The sequence below is a fragment of the Citrifermentans bremense R1 genome, from assembly GCF_000426865.1.
GTDB classification, from domain to species: domain Bacteria; phylum Desulfobacterota; class Desulfuromonadia; order Geobacterales; family Geobacteraceae; genus Geomonas; species Geomonas bremensis.
Genome location: NZ_AUGE01000032.1, coordinates 17730 through 36258 on the forward strand (window position 1 = coordinate 17730; position 18529 = coordinate 36258).

An 18529-nucleotide genomic window follows, 5' to 3' on the forward strand; every position below is an offset into this window, starting at 1 on the left:
CTATTCGGTTCGAGGCGACGGTAACTGTAACCTCAGGGTTCGCCGGCCGCGGCTCTCGCCGGCTCGAAGAGCTTTGCCGCCGCCCGCATCTGCTCAGGCGTGCCGAGAACGAGCGCGATGTCGTTCTCGCTGAACTGCCAGACCGGGTCGGGGTTGGGGGTGATGTCGGAGCCGCGCTTCACCGCAACGAGCGTAACCCCCGATTGCGTGCGCAAAAGCCCCTCCCTCAAAGACTCGCCTTCGACCGGCGACCCTTTCTGCACCCGGAAGCTCCCCACCTCGGCGCCAGATAAAAACCCGGTGATGCCGACGGCATGGCTATGCCTTTTGCTAGCCGTGCGCAACATCTCGTAGCCGTCCCGCCGCACGTCGGCTATGCATTCCTCCACCACGTCCTGCGGGATCAAAAAGCGCTTCAGCACCCTGGAGAGAATCTCCACCGAGGTCTCGAACTCCTCCGGTATCACCTCGTTTGCCCCCAGCATGAAGAGGGGCTCCATCTCCAGGAGGTAGCGGGTACGCACGATCACATGGATCGACGGGTTCATCTTCCTCGCCAGGGAGACGAGACGCCTGCTGGCGGCTGCGTCGGAGATGGCGACCACGACGATGCGTGCCTGCTCGATACCTGCGTGGGTGAGGATCTCGGGTTTGGAGGCGTCGCCGAAAATGATCTGTTCCCCCATGCGGGTCTGGCTGCGGACCGTGAAGGGGTTGGTGTCGATGGCGACGTGCGGGATCTCCAGGTTCTTGAGCACCCGGGCCAGATTCTTCCCATTCACGCCGAACCCGACGATGATGATGTGGTCGTCAAGGGTAGCCTTCTCTCCGTTTTGCGCGAGGGAGCTCCTCCCCCGGGTCCATTCGTGCGGCAGCAGCTTGGTGAGGTAATCGGCGACCGGGCTGGAGACCTTCATGCAGAGGGGGGTGAGCGCCATGGTAGCGATGGACGCGGCCAAAAAGAGCTGATAGGTCTCAGGGGTGAGGAGCCCGTGCGAAAGGCCGCTTCTGGAGAGGACGAAGGAAAACTCGCCGATCTGGGCCAGGGAGAGCGCAGCGATAATGGCGATGCGCATGGGGAGCCCGAGTACGAACACCACAGCGGCAGAAAGGACCGCCTTGATCAGGATGATGGCTAGCACCATCCCGATGAGCAAAAACGGGAACTTGAGCAGGATGGCGGGCTTGAGCAGCATCCCCACCGAGATAAAAAAGAGGCTCATGAACGCTTCGCGAAAGGGCATGATGTCGCTTAAGGCCTGGTGGCTGTACTCCGACTCGGAGATGGCAAGGCCGGCGATGAAGGCGCCTAGGGCAAGCGAAAGCCCCGCCTGGGAGGTAAGCCAAGCGGTTCCCATGCCGATGAAGATGATGCTGAGCACGAACAATTCGCGGCTTCTGGTCTTCACCACCTGCTCGAAGATCCACGGGATGACGAACCTGGCCCCGAAATGGGCTCCGACCACGACGGCGACGGCCTTGGCGGAGACGATCGCTATGTCGGCCAGTCCGCTGCCGCCGCCGGCAAGAAACGGGGTGAAGAGCATGAGCGGCACGATGCAGAGGTCCTGGAAGATGAGGATGCCGAGCGCGGTCTTTCCCTGCGGCGTATCCGTCTCGCCTGCGTCCATCATCAGCTTCAGCAAAATGGCGGTAGAGGAGAGGGCCACCAGGAAGCCGAAAAAGATCCCCTGAGACATGGGAAAGCCGTAAAGGGTGCCGATGACCGCCACCACCGCTATGGTGAGCGCAAGTTGCAGCCCGCCGCCCAAAAGCACCATGTGCCGGATGCGCATCAGCTCCTTCAAGGAAAATTCGATGCCGATGGTGAAAAGAAGGAGCACCACGCCGATCTCCGCCATCTGCTCGACCTGGTGGGCGTTTTTGATGAAGCGCAGGGCGTGGGGGCCGGCCACGACCCCGGTGATGAGAAAACCTATGATGGAGGGGAGGTTGAAACGGCGCAACAGCACCACGGTTAAAAGCGCCAACCCGAAAAGAACCACTATGTCCCTTAATGCTACGAATTCCATGCCACCTCGCTCCAGAATGACTTGCTTTGTGAACTTTAGCTTTATCTCTATCTGTCTTTCCTAAATCCGCCTTTCCTCAATCTCAATCTCAATCTGATCTCAGTCTTAATCTCAACCTTTATCTGCCTTTCCTTTATCTGCTTTTCAGATTTTCCCAAACGCCCCGCGCCGCTCAAGCCATTTGCACAGCTCCAGCACCGGGAAGATGGTCCCGGCGGCTAGGGCGATAATGAGCCATTCCCGTCCAGTCAGCGCGAAGGTCCCGAAGGGGCGCTGCAGCGCGGGGAGGTAGACCACTACCAGCAAAAGGGCCAGTTCCCAGAGGACGGCCAAGTTAAGCCAGCGGTTGGCGAAAGGGCTTCTCAACACCGAGTAGCGGTCGGAGCGGAAGTTGTACGCCTTGAAAAACTGGATCAGGACCAGCGAGACAAAGGTCATGGTCATCGCCTCGCGGTCGCTGCACCCCGAGGCGCGCGCCCAGGAAAAAAGAAGGAGGTTCACCAGCGTCGACCACGCCCCGCCGGCCAGTATCATCGTCACCACCGGCCGGGTGAAGATCCCGCCGGACGAGTCGCGCGGGGGACGCCGCATCAGCTCTTTTTCGGCCGGGTCCACGGCCAGGGCCAAGGCGGGAAGTCCGTCGGTGGCGAGGTTCACGTAGAGTATCTGCACCGCGCTTAGCGGCAAGGGGAGTCCCAGGAGCATCGCCCCGGCCATGAGGCCTATTTCGCCGGCATTGGAGGAGAGGAGATACATAAGGTATTTCTTGATGTTGTCGTAGATCCCCCTCCCCTCTTCCACCGCGGCCACGATGGAGGCGAAGTTGTCGTCGGTGAGAATCATGGCGGCGGCCTCCTTGCTGACCGCTGTCCCCGTGATCCCCATGGCGATGCCGATATCCGCCTTTTTGAGCGCCGGGGCGTCGTTGACGCCGTCACCGGTCATGGCGACCACGTGCCCTTTTTTCTGCAGCGCGCCGACCACCCGCAGCTTGTGGGCAGGGGCCACCCGGGCGTAGACCTGGATCGACTCCACTTCCTTGTCGAACCGCTCCTCGTCCATGGCCTCGAGCTCTGCGCCGGTGATGGCACGCCCTTTAGTGAGAAGGCCCAACTCGCGCGCCACGGCCGCGGCGGTGACCGGGTGGTCTCCGGTGATCATGACCGGCCTGATCCCGGCCTCGCCGCAGGTGTGTATGGCTTCGGCCGCTTCGGGCCTCGGGGGGTCGATCATCCCCACGAGGCCCAAGAGGGTCATCCCGGTTTCCGCCCCGTTCCTGTCCGTAGCATTTTTGCGAGCCACAGCCAGCACCCTGAGCGCGGACTCGGCCATGGCGCGGGAGACCTCGCCTATCCGCTCCCTGGCAGCCGGGTCCAGGGGGCGCTCCCCTTCAGCGTAAAGTTCGAAGCCGCAAGAAGAGAGGATCACTTCAGGTGCCCCTTTGGCGTAGGCGACGATAGATTCCCCGTCCCGGTGCAGCGTGGTCATCCGCTTACTCTCCGAGGTAAAGGGGATCTCGTCCACCCGCGGGTAGCGCGCCTCCAGGTCCGCCTTCGCCAGCCCCGCCTTGGCGGCGGCCACCACCAGCGCCCCTTCGGTGGCATCTCCCTTCACGATGAAACGCCCACCTCCCTCTTCCTGCTCGATACGGGCGTCGCAAGCGAGCGCCGCCCCCTGCAAAAGGAGCCTCAGAGCAGGGCTCGGCTCGATGGCCGCCCCGTTTCGGGTCACCTCCCCTTGCGGCTGGTAACCCGCGCCGGAAAAGTCGAAGAATTCCCCTGCGGCGAAACAGCTGCGCACGGTCATTTCGTCGCGGGTCAAGGTCCCAGTCTTGTCCGAGCAAATGACCGTGGTGCTCCCCAGGGTTTCGACCGCGGCGAGGCGCCGCATCAGCGCGTGGCGCTTCACCATGCGCTGCACGCCGAGGGCAAGCGATATGGTGACCACGGCGGGAAGCGCCTCCGGAACCACGGCGACACCCAAGGCAATGCCGAAGATCAGCATCCCAACGAAGGGCTCGCCGCGCAAAAGCCCTGCGGCCACGATCACCGCCACCCCTGCCAGGGCAGCCTTGGCAAGGAGCTTTCCGACCCGGTCCAGGTTCTCCTGCAAGGGGGTCCGCCCCGACTCTATCCCCGCGATCATCCCGGCGATCTTGCCGAACTCGGTCTCCATGCCGGTGGCGACCACGACACCGCTGCCGCGGCCGTAGCTTGCCGCCGTCCCGGCGTAGGCCATGTTGCTCCGCTCGCCCAAGGAAAGCGCCGGGTCCCCGAGCACTGCCTGATTCTTCTCCACCGCCACCGATTCGCCGGTAAGAGCGGATTCCTCGAGCTTCAGGTTGTAGGCGTCCACCAGCCGCAGGTCGGCGGGAACCCGGTCTCCGGCGCGCAGAAGCACCAGGTCCCCCGGGACCAACTCGCGTGCCGGCACCCGTTGTTCTTTGCCGTCGCGAAGCACGGCCGCTTCCGGAGCGGCCATCTCGCGTAGCGCCTCGATGGCCTTTTCCGCCCGGTACTCCTGGATAAAGCCGAGGAGTGCGGCGAAGAGAACGATCACCGCAATGGCCGCCGCCTCGACCGCGTGGCCTAAGAAAGCGGAGAGCCCGGCGGAAACCAGCAGAATCACGATGAGCACGTTCTTGAACTGCTGCAAAAAGACGGACCAGGGGGAGATGCGGCGCGCCGCCACGAGTTCGTTCGGACCATGCTTGGCAAGCCTGTAGCGGGCCTCCTCGAAGGAAAGCCCCCGGGGGGTCGACCCCACCGCCGCCATGGCTGCCTCGACCTCAAGGACATGCCAGGCTTGCTGCCGCTCGGTCTTATCGGGTGCGCTCATGGGGTCCACCTTCTTACCTGTTGCCTTCGCGAATCTCCTGCCCCGGGCTTACGAAGGAGATCCCCTGGCCGGAGGTGGCGCCGATCATGACGCACTCGATGACCGGCGCGTTGATGACGCGGTCGGCCTGCCACCTGACGATGAAGTTGGCGCCGAAGCCGCCGGCCTCGTCCTTTTCCTCCAAGTGAACGTAGCGCGTTGCCAGCGGCCCCAGGAGGACGGGCTTGTCCAGGTAGCGCCGGATCAGCCTGCCGTTGGTGTCGTAGTAGTCGATGGAGGTGATACGCAGGGAGGCGGTTGGGTCGGTGTTGCGGATACCCAGCGTCGCCGCCAGTTGGAAGGGAAGGCTGCGCGGACCGCTGAAGACGTTGGAGTAGACCGGGACGTAGACGCTCTGCCCACGTGAAAGTCTGACTTCACCTGAGGCGGCTAACGCGGAGACAGTCAGTGACAGGCAAAGGAAAAGGACAAGCGGGAGCCAGTGACGAAAATTTCGACCTAGATAAGGCATGAAGATTCTCCAGAGTTAGATACTTGAGGAACTGACTGAGTGCGAAGCGGAAGATCTAAGGCAACGCGGATTACGGACTGCAATTCGTTTTTGCAAGGAAGTCATTAACCTGGCTGTGTTGCTGACGGTGTCTTGGAAGGAAAAAGATAACACAAAATCGGGAAGGATGACGGAAAGAAACAGTAAAATTATGAGAATCATCATGTCGTGCTGCTGCAGCCAGGAGCGTGATGGAAGCTTGGACGGGCCACCGGATCACTGAGGTCATGGGAAAAACGGGACAGACACGTAGAAAAGAGACTTTAGAAAAGCTTTGGCTTTCCTCCGAGACCTCTGTGTCCCACCGTGTACTCTGTGTTCCGGGTTTTAGCGCAAAAGGAATTTCCCTTGACAATTTTGCCCCCCACGAAAGATATTGAACCTTTGCGAAATCCGGCCCGGTGGTAAGGTGGGCAGGCCACGACGCCAGGGGTAGAACCGCGGCGCACTCGGCAGATAAAGGTGACGACTATGTACAACGGCAGGGTGATCATTTGCGACGACGAGGTCGAGATTCTCAGGTATCTGAGCAAGATTCTGACGGCCAAGGGGCTCGACTTGGAGGTATTCAGCTCCGGCACGTCGCTGATGAGCTACCTGGAAAATCACGGGGTCGACGCGGCGGACCTGCTGCTTTTGGACGTCAGGATGCCGGATCTGGACGGGCTTGAAATACTGCAGCGGGTGAAGAAGATGAACCTCGAGGTCCCGGTGGTGATGATGACCGCCTATGCCTCAATCAACTCGGCCATCGAGGCGATGAAGCTGGGCGCCTACGATTACGTCACCAAGCCTTTTCCCAAGGAGAAGATCTTCGGGATCCTGGAGAAGGTCCTGGAGCGCAAGGAACTCCTGAAGGAAAACTCCGCGCTCAAGGACGAACTGGGCATCCCCTCCCCTTCCACTCCGCTCGTCTTCTCCTCCGAGAGCTTCAGGCGCGTTCACGAAATGGCGATGCTGGTGGCGCAAAGCGAATCCAACGTCGTCATCCTGGGCGAGTCCGGCACCGGCAAGGAGCTAGTGGCTAGCCTGATCCATAACAACAGCCCGAGAGCCAAGGAGCGCTTTCTTACCATCAACTGCGCGGCGCTCTCGGACACACTTTTGGAAAGCCAGCTCTTCGGGCACGTGCGCGGTGCCTTCACCGGCGCGGTGAACGCCCAGAAGGGGCTACTCGACGCGGCCAACCACGGCACCCTGTTTCTGGACGAGGTGGGAGATATGAGCCCGGCAATCCAGGCGAAGCTGTTACGCGTGCTGCAGGAGGGGGATTTCATACCAGTCGGCGACACCAAGGCGAGAAGCGTCGACATCAGGTTCGTGGCCGCGACCAACAAGGACCTGGAGGAAGAAGTGCGCCAGAAGCGCTTCAGGGAGGACCTCTACTTCCGCCTCAACGTGATTTCCCTGCACCTGCCGCCGCTTAGGGAGCGCGGTGCCGACATCGAGCTTTTGGCCCGGCACTTCCTGATCAAGTACGCCGCCCGCATGAAGCGAGAGATCACCGACTTCACCCGGGAGGCGATGCAGCTCCTCATCTCCTACAGCTGGCCCGGGAACATCAGGGAGTTGGAAAACGCCATCGAGCGCGCGGCCATCCTTACCCGCGGCCACACCATTACCGCAGAGACCCTGCCGGTCTGGCGCAACCCGCAGCCGGCCGAGGCGAAGACGGGGGTGAGCCGGCTGGTCTCGCTGGAGACAGTGGAGCGCGAGCATATCCTGCACGTCCTCAAGGCCTCAGGGAACAACAAAAGCCGCGCCGCCAAGATCCTCGAGATCGCCAGACGCACGCTGGACCGCAAGATCGAGGAATATGGCCTGGAAGACGGGGGCTCCCGCTGATGCTCAAGCGCTTTCCGATCAAGGCCAAGCTCACCTTCGGGGCGCTGGCGCCGCTTTTCGTCGCCTTCTTCATCTGCTCCCTGGCCGGCCTCTACATCATCAACGAGAAGATCGCGAGCCAGGCGCAGGAAAAGGTGCGCACCGACCTCAACTCCGCGCGCGAGGTCTACCGAAACGAGCTGGACCGGATCCGCGAGTTCATCGATCTCACCGCAACCAACCCCTACAACTCCTCCTCCATCGTCGCCGGCGACCATGAAATCCAGGCGCTTTTGCGCCAGCGGCTCTACAAGAAACGGCTCGACATCCTGACCGCCGTGGACGCGAAGGGGCGGGTATTGTATCGCGCCCACACCCCGAGCCTTGCCGGCGACCTGCAAAAGAGCTATTTCGTGCAGCAGGCGCTGAAAGGGGTGGCGGTAACGGGGACGGCGCTTATGGGCGAGCAGGAACTGGCCCGGGAGGGTGTGGCGCTATCCAGTCGCGCCACCATTCCGCTGGTCTCCACGCCGCATGCCCGTCCGCGCAACGACACGATCGAAAAAACGGGTATGGCAATGGTCTCCGCAGCCCCCTTGAGAAACCATGCCGGACAGGTCATAGGCGCCCTGTACGGCGCGGTCCTGCTCAACAACAACAACGCCCTGGTCGACAAGATCAAGGAGATCGTGTACGAGGGGGTGCAGTTCAACGGCACGGACGTGGGAAGCGCCACCATCTTTTTGGGCGACGCCCGCATCGCCACCAACGTCCGCCTCGCCGACGGCGCCCGCGCCATCGGGACCAGGGTATCCGAAGAGGTGTACCAGCGGGTGATCGTGGAGAAAAAGAAGTGGATCCGGCGCGCCTTCGTGGTGAACGACTGGTACTTCACCGCCTATGAACCGATCCTGGATCTGCGGGGAAGGGCGATCGGCTCGCTCTACGTGGGGATGCTGGAGAAGCCTTACACCCACATGCAAAAAAGCGTCAACTCGATCCTGTACATGGTGCTTTTCGTCACCTCCCTGATCGGGCTGGCGGTCTCCGGCTTCATCGCCACCCTCCTCGCCCGTCCCATCAAGGAATTGGAGAAGCTGGCGCACCGGGTGGCGCGCGGGGAGCGCAACCTGCAGATGGAGGTACACACGAAGGACGAGGTCGGGGACCTGGCCGACGCTTTCAACCTGATGACCAGGGCGCTGAGCCGCCAAGAGGCCGAGATAGGCCTCTTGCACCGCGCGCTGGAGCTGAAGGTGGAGGAGCGAACGGCGCAACTCTCCGACAAGAACCGCCTGCTTTTGCAGACCCAGGCGGACCTGGCCCGCGCCGAAAAGCTTGCCGACCTGGGGATCGTCGCCGCCGGCGTGGCCCACGAGATCAACACCCCGCTCGCCATCATCCGAGGCAACGCCGAGGTGCTGGAGATGTGCCTCCCCCCGGAACATCCCAACCACGAGGAGGTCGAGATCATCAGCATGCAGACCGAGCGCATGGCGAAGATCGTCGGCAACCTGCTCACCTTCGCGCGCCAGAAATCCCTGAACCAGAGGGAGTTCATGGTGCACGAGATCCTGGACGACATCGTGGCGCAGATCAGGCACCAGGTTCCCATGGACGCCATCTCGGTGCAGTGGGAATACGACATGAGCCTGGGGGCTGTAACCGGGGATACCGACCAGCTGCGGCAGGTCTTCAGCAACATCATCCTGAACGCGGTGCAGGCGATGCTTCCCGGGGGGGGGACCCTCAGGCTCACCACCCGGCCGCACGGCCCGGGCAACGGCTGCGAAGTGGAGATCCGCGACACCGGCAAAGGGATCCCTGCCGAGCATCTGGAAAAGATCTTCACCCCGTTTTTCACTACCAGGGACAGCGGCACCGGGCTCGGCCTCTCCGTTTCCTACGGCATCATCAGGGACCACGGCGGCGACATCCAGGTTTCCAGCACGCCGGAAGCCGGTACCTGCTTCAAGATCGTCTTGCCCGGGGAAACGGAATCGGGACAGGAAACGCCGAAAAACGGCGAAGATCTTTAAAGTAAAACTTCCATTTCACAGGAGCAAATACATGAGTATGCAGTGGACCAGCGACCTGGCGACAGGAGTAGCGCAGATAGATGACCAGCATAAGGAGATTTTCGCCAGGTTCGACCGTCTGTTCAACGCCTGCAGCGAGGGTAAAGGGAAAGAAGAGGTGCTGCGGCTGCTGCTGTTCCTGCAGGATTACGTGAAGGAGCACTTCTCGGCAGAGGAGCGGCTGCAACTGCGCGAGGCCTACCCTGAGTACGCGGAGCACAAGGCGCAGCATGCAAGCTTCATAGCCGAGGTGGAGCGCCTGGCGCGCGAATTCGCGGCAGAGGGGGCGACGCTGCCGCTGGTGATCAAGACCAACAAGACCCTCTCCTCGTGGCTGATGCGTCACATCAGCAATACCGACATGGCGTTCGCGGGGTACCTGCGCTCACAAGCCTGAGGCTTGAAGCCCGGCGCAGCAAAGGCGAGGAAGGAGAATGAAAAAAGGGAGTCGCCTGTGGCGTCTCCCTTTTTCGCTATATCATGCCTGCGGCGGCTTGGGGCCGGCGGGCTGGTCGGGCTTGCGCTGGCCGTCCTTGCCTCCCTGCCGGAACGGCTTTCTGTTCCTGGAGCGGCTGCGCACCCGTTCTCCGGGAGCGGCCTGTTTCGCCTGGCCTTGCCCGGGCTGTCTCACCTGGGCTTGCGCTGCCGGTCTTGCCTGGGGCTGCCCTGCGACTCTCGCCTGGGTCTGCCCTCCCTGTTTTGCCTGGGGTTGTCCCTTCTGCCCAACCTTTTGGGGCTGTTCCCTGGGGGCGGGTTCCGGGCGGTTCGGGGACTTCAACCGCGCTATCAGATCCTTGGCCCAGTCCACGTCGCCGTCGCAGCATTCCTTCGCTACGTACTGCAGGTCCTCAGGGGTCGTTTTCGTGGACTTGATCCGGACCAGGTTCTCGATAAGGTCGCGCGACCAGTAGTACTCACGGATGTACTTCTTGCCGTCGATCTCCTCGTAGCTGTAGTCCGTGCAGGGGACCACGCTTTTGAGCCACTGCGTCGAGACCTTGAGGCGCGTCGCGGCGGCATCCTGCTCATGGTGGTCGTGGTCCTGCTTTTTACGCAGCACCGTGCCCGCAGCGGGCTGATCCTGCGCCGGCGCTTCATTCTGCAGCATCCGGTCGAGGCAGAGCGCCAGGTCCTCCAGGGCCTCGTCAGGGAGGCACGAAAGCCCGATCTCCGAGCGGTAGACCACGCCGGGGTGATCGACACTGTAGCTCACTGTCGGCTCACTCTCCCCTTCCTGCTGGCCGACGCTCACTTCGAGTCCGAACGCGGAGTCCGACAGTAACTCGGCCAGGTCCTCCTCCACATCGTCAAGGATGATCCGGGCGATGCTCTCCTTGAGAGGGCCTTCGTCCACCCTGAAGTAGGCATGGCCGTGCAGTTGGGCTAGTTGAGAGGTTACGTTATGCAGTTGTGGTGTCATGAGTTACCCGTTTTTGTTGCCATTCTTTTTTTTGAATTTCGATCTGTGCCAACAGATGGGCCGGTTGATCCAGGTTGGCGACCACATACCCTAGCACAAGCAGGCCTCAAACGCATACATCATTTTCTAGGAGCCTTGCAGCGGCAACGACTTCTCTGTCTCATGCTGCTCGACGCGCGCCTCCAAGCCGGAAGGCTCGTGATGATACGGCGGCCGTCTGCCTCGCTGAAACCGCAAAACCAAAAACAGGAAAAAAATGGGAGCCGTTTGGGCTCCCATTCGCCTTGCGGCGAAGATTCTTCCTAAAGAAAACTTGTGGCCCCCAACTGATACAGGCCACCCAACGGCTTAGATCCACTCCTTGTCGACTACGTCATTCCATCAGCAAACATACCATCGCATCGCTCATAGCATCAGAAAAAAAGATCACATACAAATGATTGCATCCATCACACAGCATCGCATAGCATCACATGCAGAGAAACCACATACAAGCAAGAACATAACAAGTCAATTCACATCACATAGCAGTCAAAGAACACGCTGATTGCAATCCAACTAACTGGCGCACAACTCTTCGTACAACTGGGACGGCAGAAACGGCTTTCTTAGCAGGCTGCTCCGACCGGTACGGAGTTCGGCAGGGGGGGTCTCGTATTTCGAGAAACCGCCACTGCAAAAGACGATCCGGGAAGAGTGGGCGAATTCACGGATCTCGCGTGCGGCCTCCACTCCGGTCTTCAGGGGCATGTCGATGTCCATGATGGTGACGTCGGGCCGGTGTGCGCGGAACTTTTCCACAGCCTCGATGCCGTTAGCGGCCTCGGCAACGATGGTGTGCCCTTGCTTTTCGATCATGTGACGGAGCATCACTCTTATGTCCTCTACATCGTCTACGATCAGAACCCTTCGTTTCATATCACACCTCATTGCATTGGAAACTTGGCTCGGCACCTCAACCCGCGATGCTCCACTACCTGCTTAAGGCATGCCCAAACCCCTAGTTTCGCGTTCTTTCCGACAAGCAGAAGAGTTAAGATTGGTTTTATTAAAGAGTCGGTACAGGCTCAGCTTCCGAACGTACCGCAATTATTCAGGTTATGCAGTGGGTCTCGCCCACTATTAAATTCTCCAGACCCGGCCGGCACATGCCGACATAACGGCACCTGTATCGCACTCAGTCGTGCGCACACCGGCCACTGTAACAAGGGGAGCCACTCAGTCATTTGACGGGAATTTTAACGTAACCAACGTGAAATGGCGGAAATCAAGGTATCGTTGCGGTTTGGGGTGCTGAAGGGTTACTTGATTTTGAAGTGCTGACGACTAGAATTTGCAAGGTTTTACAAAGCACCGGCTCCTGAAGATACCAGGAACCACAAGGAGGATGTCATGGTGAGGTTCTACAACCCGAAAGATGAAGCTGATCTGGCACGCGTGGAGGCGATTCTCAGCAAAGGAGGGATCGAGTATTTTCTGGGTGAAGCAAAGGCAGGGGCCGCCAGGGAAATAGAGGTGGCAGAAGAGGATGTGCCTAAAGCAGAGGAATTGATGCTGCAGGATAAAACAGGTAAGTAAGCGCTACCCCAGGGGGCGGTCCGAGTGGGCATCGGCCGTAAAGGCCATTACTTTCTCCACCCGGATCTCCAGCCTCCACTGTACTTGGGGGAGACCCGCAGGCTCAAGTTCGGGCGCATAGCCGTTCAGCACCGCAGTGTCCACCGTCTTTTCCACTCGCCCCAGGAACTGAAACCCGTTTCCGGTAACCGGGTCGGCGATGGCGACCGCCACGCTGGCATTTTCATCCAGATTCTTCAGGCTGGTCTGGCAGAACCACGACTCGAACACCAACCTGTCCGGTTCCATGATGGTGATGCCCCGACCCGCTGCCAGGTGCGGATTCCCTTCGGCATCGGCAGTAGCCACAAAGGCATGCCCGACCCTATCTACGAAATGCCTGATCTCTTCGTTAATCATGTAGACATACCTCCTTTTACCAATGCGGACCAGCCTCCGGTGCCACCGAACCCGAATCGGCACCCTTCGGGAAGGATGCGCGCTGTTGGACATGCGGTACCAACTATTTCGAGCGGCAGCGGGTTGTTTCAAGCGGATCTTCCTGCCTCGCATTCCATTTCCCCTTTCGGAGCTACGACGGTCTTCGGCGTGCCAAACTCCGATACCACCTGCGGAAATCAAACCGAGAAACCTGCATCGGCAAACACGAAGCTGTCTTTTTTGAGCGTGCCCTTGATTTAACCAGGCGTCAGCACTAGCTTCTTGTAGCACTGAGTAAAAATTAGTCAAGACGCTGGGGTTTGGGGATTTGGAGCCGGCCAGGGAGACGCGATGCAGAGTGAAGTACAGGGTTCGATGGGGAGCGACGAGGGAGGCTTTGCCAAGAAGACGGCGCCGCTACCCCCGGAATCCGCTTTCCAGGTGACTCTGGAGGAAGGATCTGACATACTTGCCGCCATGAAAAACGAGCAGGAAGAAAACTCGGAGAGTATGGAAGAGTGGGTGGCGGTGCCGCCGGCCAAGGTGGAAGCCCAGGCCGGGACGCATCTTGCGCAGCGGCGCGCTCGGCTTTGGGCTCTGGTGCTGGAAGCGCGCTACATCGAAAACCGGGTCGAGCCCGGGGGGGGAGGATGGCAAGTACTGGTCCCCCACTCGCGGTTGGAGGACGCCTGCCGCGAACTGCGACTTTACGTCGACGAGAACCGCAACTGGCCGCCTTTCCTGCCGCCGGTCCGCCCGATGGCTAAAAACACGCTCCCCACCCTGTGCATACTGCTGCTGCTCGCCACCTTCCACAACCTGACCAACCTCGACCTGACCCTGATGGGGCGCCAACCTGTGGACTGGGGCGAGATAGGCAGCGCTCACACCAGCGCCATCATGCGTGGCGAGTGGTGGCGAGTAATCACCGCGCTCACCCTGCACGCGGACGCACTGCACCTCATGAGCAACCTCGCCATCGGCGGGTTCTTCGTCGTCTACCTCTGCCGTGACCTCGGCTCAGGGCTCGCCTGGACCCTGCTTCTGGCCTCAGGGGCCTGCGGCAACCTCGCCAACGCCTACATTCAGCTCCCAAGCCACAATTCGGTCGGTTCCTCCACCGCGGTTTTCGGGGCGGTGGGCATCCTGGGCGCAATTTCCATGATGCGTTACCGGCACCACCTGCGTAGGCGCTGGCCATTGCCGGTCGCTGCGGCGCTCGCGCTGCTGGTGCTTCTGGGGACTGAAGGGGAGCGCACCGACCTCGGTGCGCACCTCTTCGGCTTTTGCTTCGGCTCGTTATTCGGCGTGGTGGCGGAACTCCTGGTGGGATATCTGGGGCAGCCGAAGTTGCTGGTCAACGCGCTCCTCGCGCTGGCCAGCGCCTCGGTAGTCGTCGCCGCCTGGATGTCGGCGCTTAGTTCTCTGGGGTAGCACCTGGATCAGTCGTGCCCGCCGCGACCGTGGCCGTCACGATGACCTTCCCCCTTGTGTTCGCCATGTCCGCGAGACTCCCCTCTCCCACCCTTACCGCCGCGGTACTCGTTTCTCTCCTTTTTCCACTGGCCGTACGGTATGTGACGCTCCTTCACGTAGACGCTGCGGTAGTCGCCGGGTACGCGATACACCGGCCGCGGCACGGCGCTACGCGACACCACGCGCCAGGGGCCGTTGTACTCGCGCGAACGGTACCAGCGCTCCCCGCGGGGGGACCACCAGTAGCCGCTGTAAAAGAAGAGATCGACATCGAATTGCGGAACGAAATAGACGCCGGAACCGGGCACCACCGCCACGGCAGGGGGCTCGGCAACCACTATGGGCGGGCCGATATTGACGCTCAGGTTGACGCCTGCCGCCGCGCTGCAGGTCATAACGGCCAGAAGCAGTACGGGAAGAAAGAGTGCCTGGCGAAGAAAATGGATCTGATGATGTCTTTCCATGAGACCTCCTCGTGAAAACCGGTAGCAGTAAAAAGCACCCATGCTCATAAGAAGGTTTGCCACTGGATAAGTCGTGACAACCGGAAACTGAGCCATGGGCTCAGTAAACATTTTAATACTCAGTGGCCTCGAATTCAACATCTGTTGCAGGCTCGATCAGCGACCGGGTGCCTCTCAGAGAAAGGGAAGCGGCTTTCCGGTCCGATATGCCAGTGCCTGGCACACCGCAATCAGTACTCCGTCCTTATCGCATACCCTGATGTCATAGGTCTCAGTGCGCTTGGTACTGCTTACCCTAACTGATCCCCCGAACGAGAAGCGGCATCCTTTCCGGTCCAGATGGCCGTGTCGGATGCCGCTTTTTTTCAAATGAACTGCTGATTCCTACCGCTTCATAAGCCCCAGCTTCGAAAGCACATTGAAGAGCCCATCCTTGGAAACTGGTTTTACCAGGTACGCGGCGGACTGCGCGTTGCAAAAGGACTCCATGGCGTCGTTGGAGGAGTTGAGTGCGGTCAGCATGACGATATTTACCCTTTTCGTCGGCTTTTGCTCCTTCTCGATATGCCGGATTGCCTTCGCGGCATCATGGCCGCTCATGCCGGGCATCATGATGTCCATGATGACTAGGTCGAAGGGGTCATCCGCCGCCAACGCTGCGTTGTACTTTTCAAGCGCCTCGACGCCGCTGCCCGCCTGATGGCAATCGGCGGTAGTACTGAGGAGGGTGGCCACGAAATCGCGGCAAAAGACTTCGTCGTCTACTATCAAACACTTCATAATCTTCCCCCACTGTTACAGGTCGAGTATTGTGCTCCCAGGAACAATCTGGCCATCTGGAATGTCCAGCTAGCATTCCTATCGGCTCATTGGGACGGTACTTTAGCATCTCAGTGAAAAAAGCCGATAGCGGGTGTGCTGGTACCTAAGAAGAGGCCGAAGGGATGCTGCATGAGTCGAGGGAGGCGGCAAAGCAAAGCAAAGGGGGCAGCGTTCACGCTACCCCCATTTTCAAAGGAACGAACGGGACGGTTGCAGGTTCAGATGAGAAGCCGGACTGGGTTCTCCAGGATTTCCTTCAATCCGGCCAGAAATTGTGCGGCATAGGCGCCGTCAACCACACGGTGGTCGGCGGAAAGGGTGACCTTCATGACCTTGGTGCTGTTCAGCACGCCTGAATTTACCCTGGCGACTTCGGAGACGGTCCCGACGGCAAGTACTCCTGACTGGGAGGGATAGATTATGGCGCTGAAACTGCCGACACCGAACATGCCGAGGTTGGAAATGGAGAAGGTCCCGTCGTGCATCTCCTGTTCACTGAGGCTGCCGGAGCGGGCACGTTCCACGAGCTTCTTTGCTCCCTGCGCGATATCAAGCAGCGAGCGCCGCTGGCAAGCAGAGAGCACAGGCATGAGTACGCCGTCAGACATACCTACTGCTATCGCAATGTTGATGTCGCTATGGAACTGCAGCCCTTCCGGCGTGAAGCTCGCGTTCATCTGCGGGAACTGCGAGAGCGCCATCGCCACCGCTTTCACGATGATATCGTTGACGCTGACCGGCATGCCGCTTTGCTTCAACTGGCGCCGGACCGCTTCAGCCTCGTCCATCTCGACATCCACGGTGACTGTGAAGTGCGGGATGTTATGCCAGGATTCGGTCACGGTCCTGGCGACAGCGCTCCGCAGCCGCGACATCGGCCTTGGCCCTTCGCCCTCAGGCGCCGGCGCCGCTTCAGCGGCAGCCTGTGGTGTTTGACCAGCCGGCGCAGGTTCCTTCTCTTGCAACTCCAGGTCGGTGAGCAGAATGCGCCCCTCGGGACCGCTCCCCTGCACCTGGGCGAGATCAACCCCCAGCTCGCGGGCACGGCGCCTGACCATGGGTGCAGCCTTTTCCCGCCCGGCACCGGCTGCAAGCTCAGCGGTCGGCGCGGCCCCCTCCGGCGCCCCCCCCTGGCGGTACGGCTCTTTCGGCTCGCCGGCAGGCTGCGACTCTTCGGCGCCGGGCCTGGGAGGCGCGGCCGGGGCCTGTTTTTCCCCTTCCGGGGAGACGAGATCGACAGCCTCGGCAGGCTTCGCCCCTTTCGCGGCGGGCGGTTCTGCGGCCGATGATTGAGGCTCTCCTCTACTTGGCTCAGGCTTCAGCGCGGCCGGCGGCCCGGCAGACGCCACCTCTTGCGGCCTTGCCGGTTCAGGCTCCACGTGCGGCACCGGTGCCGACTGCTGTGCCGCGCCCGCTCCCTTTTCACCGGCCTTCCCGATGACGGCGATCACCGTACCCACCGGCACCAGATCCCCCGTCTGCACCCTTATCTCAAGCAACTCGCCCGAGACGTAGGCTTCCAGTTCCATGTTCGCCTTGTCAGTCTCGACCTCGGCAATCACCTCGCCGCGGGTCACCGTCTCCCCTACCCTCTTCTTCCAGGAGACTAGCCTCCCCTCGGTCATGGTGTCGGACAGTTTCGGCATGACGATCTCGTTCATGGCGGCTCCTCAGTATGATTCGTTTAGAAGATCCCGGACGCCCTGCACTATCCCCTCGACCTGCGGGATGCAGACCTTCTCGATCTTGCGCGAATAGGGCATCGGCACGTCGAGCCCGGAGATGCGCCTGACCGGTGCCAGCAGGGTGTCGAAACAGCGCTCGTAGATGCGCGAGGCGATATCCCCCCCAAGCCCCGCATTCCTCCAGCACTCTTCCACCACGACCGCCCGGCCGGTCTTCGACACGGAGCTAAGGAAGGTCTCGCTGTCGAGCGGGGTGAGGGTGCGCAGGTCGATCACCTCGCAGGAGACGCCTTCCTTCTCGAGCAATTGCGCCGCCTGCAGGGAAAGGATGGACATGCGACCGTAGCCGATGAGCGTCACCGCGTCGCCTGTGCGCATAATGGAGGCCTTTCCGAATGGAACCAGGTGCTCTGAGTCCTCGGGAACTTCTCCCTTGCTGTTGTAGAGAAGCTCGTGCTCAAGGAAAATCACCGGGTTATCGGTACGGATAGAGCTCTTGAGCAGCCCTTTGGCGTCGGCCGGGGTCGCGGGATAGGCAACGAGCATCCCGGGGCAGTGCATGAAGTAGCTTTCCAGGCTCTGCGAGTGCTGGGCGCCCAGCTGGCTACCGCCACCGCCCGGCATTCTTATGACCATCGGGACCGAGGTCTGGCCGCCGAACATATAGCGGACCTTCGCCATGTGGTTCACGATCTGGTCCATGGCGAGAAGCGCGAAGTTTACCGTCATCAATTCGGCTACCGGCCGCACCCCCGCCATGGCGGCGCCCACGGCCACCCCGACAATGGTGTTCTCCGAAATCGGGCAATCCCGAACCCTCAGCTCGCCGAACTCGGAGAGCAGCCCGCGGGTCACCTTGAAGGCCCCCTCGTAGAGGGCTACGTCTTCACCGTAGACCACCACCTTCTTGTCACGCCGCATCTCTTCTTTAAGCGCCTGGTTAATTGCGTCGCGGTAGGTCATTTCAGGCATTTAGTGCTCCAGTCATGCTAGTTTAGTTTCCGTCCGGAAACATAACGTGCTGAATTTGTTGTCTAATCCCCGAGAAAGTGCTTAGGTTTTAGTTGTCGCCGTGCTATAATCCGTTCCGTAACATATTGATTTGCTTCAATTCAATAACAACTGGAGCGGCAAACATGAGGCAAAAACAGACCCGGCAGATGAGCCTGTTTTCAGTAACTGCTCGTCACGACATCGGCCTGGAACTCAAGGAGATCTCCAAGGTTCTAGATGACACACCACAGATGCTGGACTTGGTTTATAACGACCTGATCCGTAATCGCCGCCACGAAACCGGGCGAGAGGGAATGACGGCTGAGCAGGTGCTTCGATCTTGCGTGC

General features: G+C 60.5%; 15 protein-coding genes and 1 pseudogene. 6 read left to right on the forward strand and 10 right to left on the reverse strand.

The genetic code is table 11. The annotated features are described in order from the left end of the window. Positions 1 to 32 precede the first annotated feature (32 nt). The 3 genes from K419_RS0116075 to K419_RS0116085 all read right to left on the reverse strand — a co-directional run bounded on the left by K419_RS0116075 (position 33) and on the right by K419_RS0116085 (position 5382). Positions 33 to 2033 carry a monovalent cation:proton antiporter family protein gene (locus K419_RS0116075; protein ID WP_026842481.1) on the reverse strand — a complete coding sequence of 667 codons (2001 nt, stop codon included), beginning with the start codon at positions 2031 to 2033 and terminating at the stop codon, positions 33 to 35. Positions 2034 to 2177: 144 nt separating this feature from the next. Beyond that, positions 2178 to 4871: a cation-translocating P-type ATPase gene (locus K419_RS0116080; RefSeq protein ID WP_026842482.1), complete on the reverse strand. Its 2694-nt coding sequence runs from the start codon at positions 4869 to 4871 to the stop codon at positions 2178 to 2180. A 13-nt stretch (positions 4872 to 4884) separates the two neighbouring features. Next, on the reverse strand, positions 4885 to 5382 hold the full coding sequence (locus K419_RS0116085; protein WP_026842483.1) for a DUF3124 domain-containing protein: 498 nt from the start codon (positions 5380 to 5382) through the stop codon (positions 4885 to 4887). A 510-nt stretch (positions 5383 to 5892) separates the two neighbouring features. Between K419_RS0116085 and K419_RS0116090 the strand changes: the two genes are divergently transcribed. From K419_RS0116090 to K419_RS0116100, 3 genes are read left to right on the forward strand one after another with little or no spacing between them, the layout of a single operon-like run. Continuing rightward, the gene (locus tag K419_RS0116090) at positions 5893 to 7266 is read left to right on the forward strand and encodes a sigma-54-dependent transcriptional regulator (protein ID WP_026842484.1); all 1374 of its coding nucleotides are present in this window, start codon (positions 5893 to 5895) and stop codon (positions 7264 to 7266) included. Beyond that, the gene (locus tag K419_RS22185) at positions 7266 to 9284 is read left to right on the forward strand and encodes a cache domain-containing protein (RefSeq protein ID WP_035497336.1); all 2019 of its coding nucleotides are present in this window, start codon (positions 7266 to 7268) and stop codon (positions 9282 to 9284) included. The genes K419_RS0116090 and K419_RS22185 overlap by 1 nt, the downstream gene beginning before the upstream one ends. A 31-nt stretch (positions 9285 to 9315) precedes the next feature. Beyond that, complete coding sequence (locus K419_RS0116100) at positions 9316 to 9720, forward strand: bacteriohemerythrin (RefSeq protein WP_026842485.1); 405 nt, start codon at positions 9316 to 9318, stop codon at positions 9718 to 9720. Between the two features lie 81 nt (positions 9721 to 9801). On the opposite strand, the gene K419_RS0116105 is transcribed toward K419_RS0116100, so the two are convergent. Together K419_RS0116105 and K419_RS0116110 are read right to left on the reverse strand one after the other, a co-directional pair. Beyond that, the gene (locus tag K419_RS0116105) at positions 9802 to 10743 is read right to left on the reverse strand and encodes a hypothetical protein (RefSeq protein WP_026842486.1); all 942 of its coding nucleotides are present in this window, start codon (positions 10741 to 10743) and stop codon (positions 9802 to 9804) included. Between the two features lie 558 nt (positions 10744 to 11301). Next, positions 11302 to 11661, reverse strand: a complete 360-nt coding sequence (locus K419_RS0116110; protein ID WP_026842487.1) for a response regulator — start codon at positions 11659 to 11661, stop codon at positions 11302 to 11304. Between the two features lie 474 nt (positions 11662 to 12135). Here K419_RS0116110 and K419_RS0116115 point away from each other — a divergent pair, with 474 nt between their 5' ends. Continuing rightward, positions 12136 to 12321, forward strand: a complete 186-nt coding sequence (locus tag K419_RS0116115) for a putative signal transducing protein (protein ID WP_026842488.1) — start codon at positions 12136 to 12138, stop codon at positions 12319 to 12321. 3 nt (positions 12322 to 12324) lie between these two features. Here the strand turns inward: K419_RS0116115 and K419_RS0116120 are convergent, their stop codons facing one another. Then, complete coding sequence (locus K419_RS0116120; RefSeq protein ID WP_026842489.1) at positions 12325 to 12720, reverse strand: pyridoxamine 5'-phosphate oxidase family protein; 396 nt, start codon at positions 12718 to 12720, stop codon at positions 12325 to 12327. Positions 12721 to 13116: 396 nt separating this feature from the next. Between K419_RS0116120 and K419_RS0116125 the strand changes: the two genes are divergently transcribed. Next, positions 13117 to 14175, forward strand: coding sequence for a rhomboid family intramembrane serine protease (locus K419_RS0116125; protein WP_026842490.1), 1059 nt, complete (start codon positions 13117 to 13119; stop codon positions 14173 to 14175). 8 nt (positions 14176 to 14183) lie between these two features. Here the strand turns inward: K419_RS0116125 and K419_RS0116130 are convergent, their stop codons facing one another. The 4 genes from K419_RS0116130 to K419_RS0116145 all read right to left on the reverse strand — a co-directional run bounded on the left by K419_RS0116130 (position 14184) and on the right by K419_RS0116145 (position 18160). Beyond that, entirely contained in the window at positions 14184 to 14681 is a 498-nt protein-coding gene (locus tag K419_RS0116130) for a hypothetical protein (RefSeq protein ID WP_026842491.1), read from the reverse strand. Between the two features lie 384 nt (positions 14682 to 15065). Next, the gene (locus K419_RS0116135) at positions 15066 to 15461 is read right to left on the reverse strand and encodes a response regulator (protein ID WP_026842492.1); all 396 of its coding nucleotides are present in this window, start codon (positions 15459 to 15461) and stop codon (positions 15066 to 15068) included. A gap of 260 nt (positions 15462 to 15721) precedes the next feature. Further along, positions 15722 to 17164 (reverse strand): dihydrolipoamide acetyltransferase family protein, encoded by a 1443-nt coding sequence (locus tag K419_RS0116140; RefSeq protein ID WP_026842493.1) that lies wholly within the window; start codon positions 17162 to 17164, stop codon positions 15722 to 15724. Positions 17165 to 17173: 9 nt separating this feature from the next. Further along, the gene (locus tag K419_RS0116145; RefSeq protein ID WP_026842494.1) at positions 17174 to 18160 is read right to left on the reverse strand and encodes an alpha-ketoacid dehydrogenase subunit beta; all 987 of its coding nucleotides are present in this window, start codon (positions 18158 to 18160) and stop codon (positions 17174 to 17176) included. A gap of 164 nt (positions 18161 to 18324) precedes the next feature. On the opposite strand from K419_RS0116145, the pseudogene K419_RS0116150 reads away from it, so the two are divergent. Beyond that, positions 18325 to 18529: pseudogene (locus K419_RS0116150) on the forward strand (ISNCY family transposase); the annotation flags it as partial.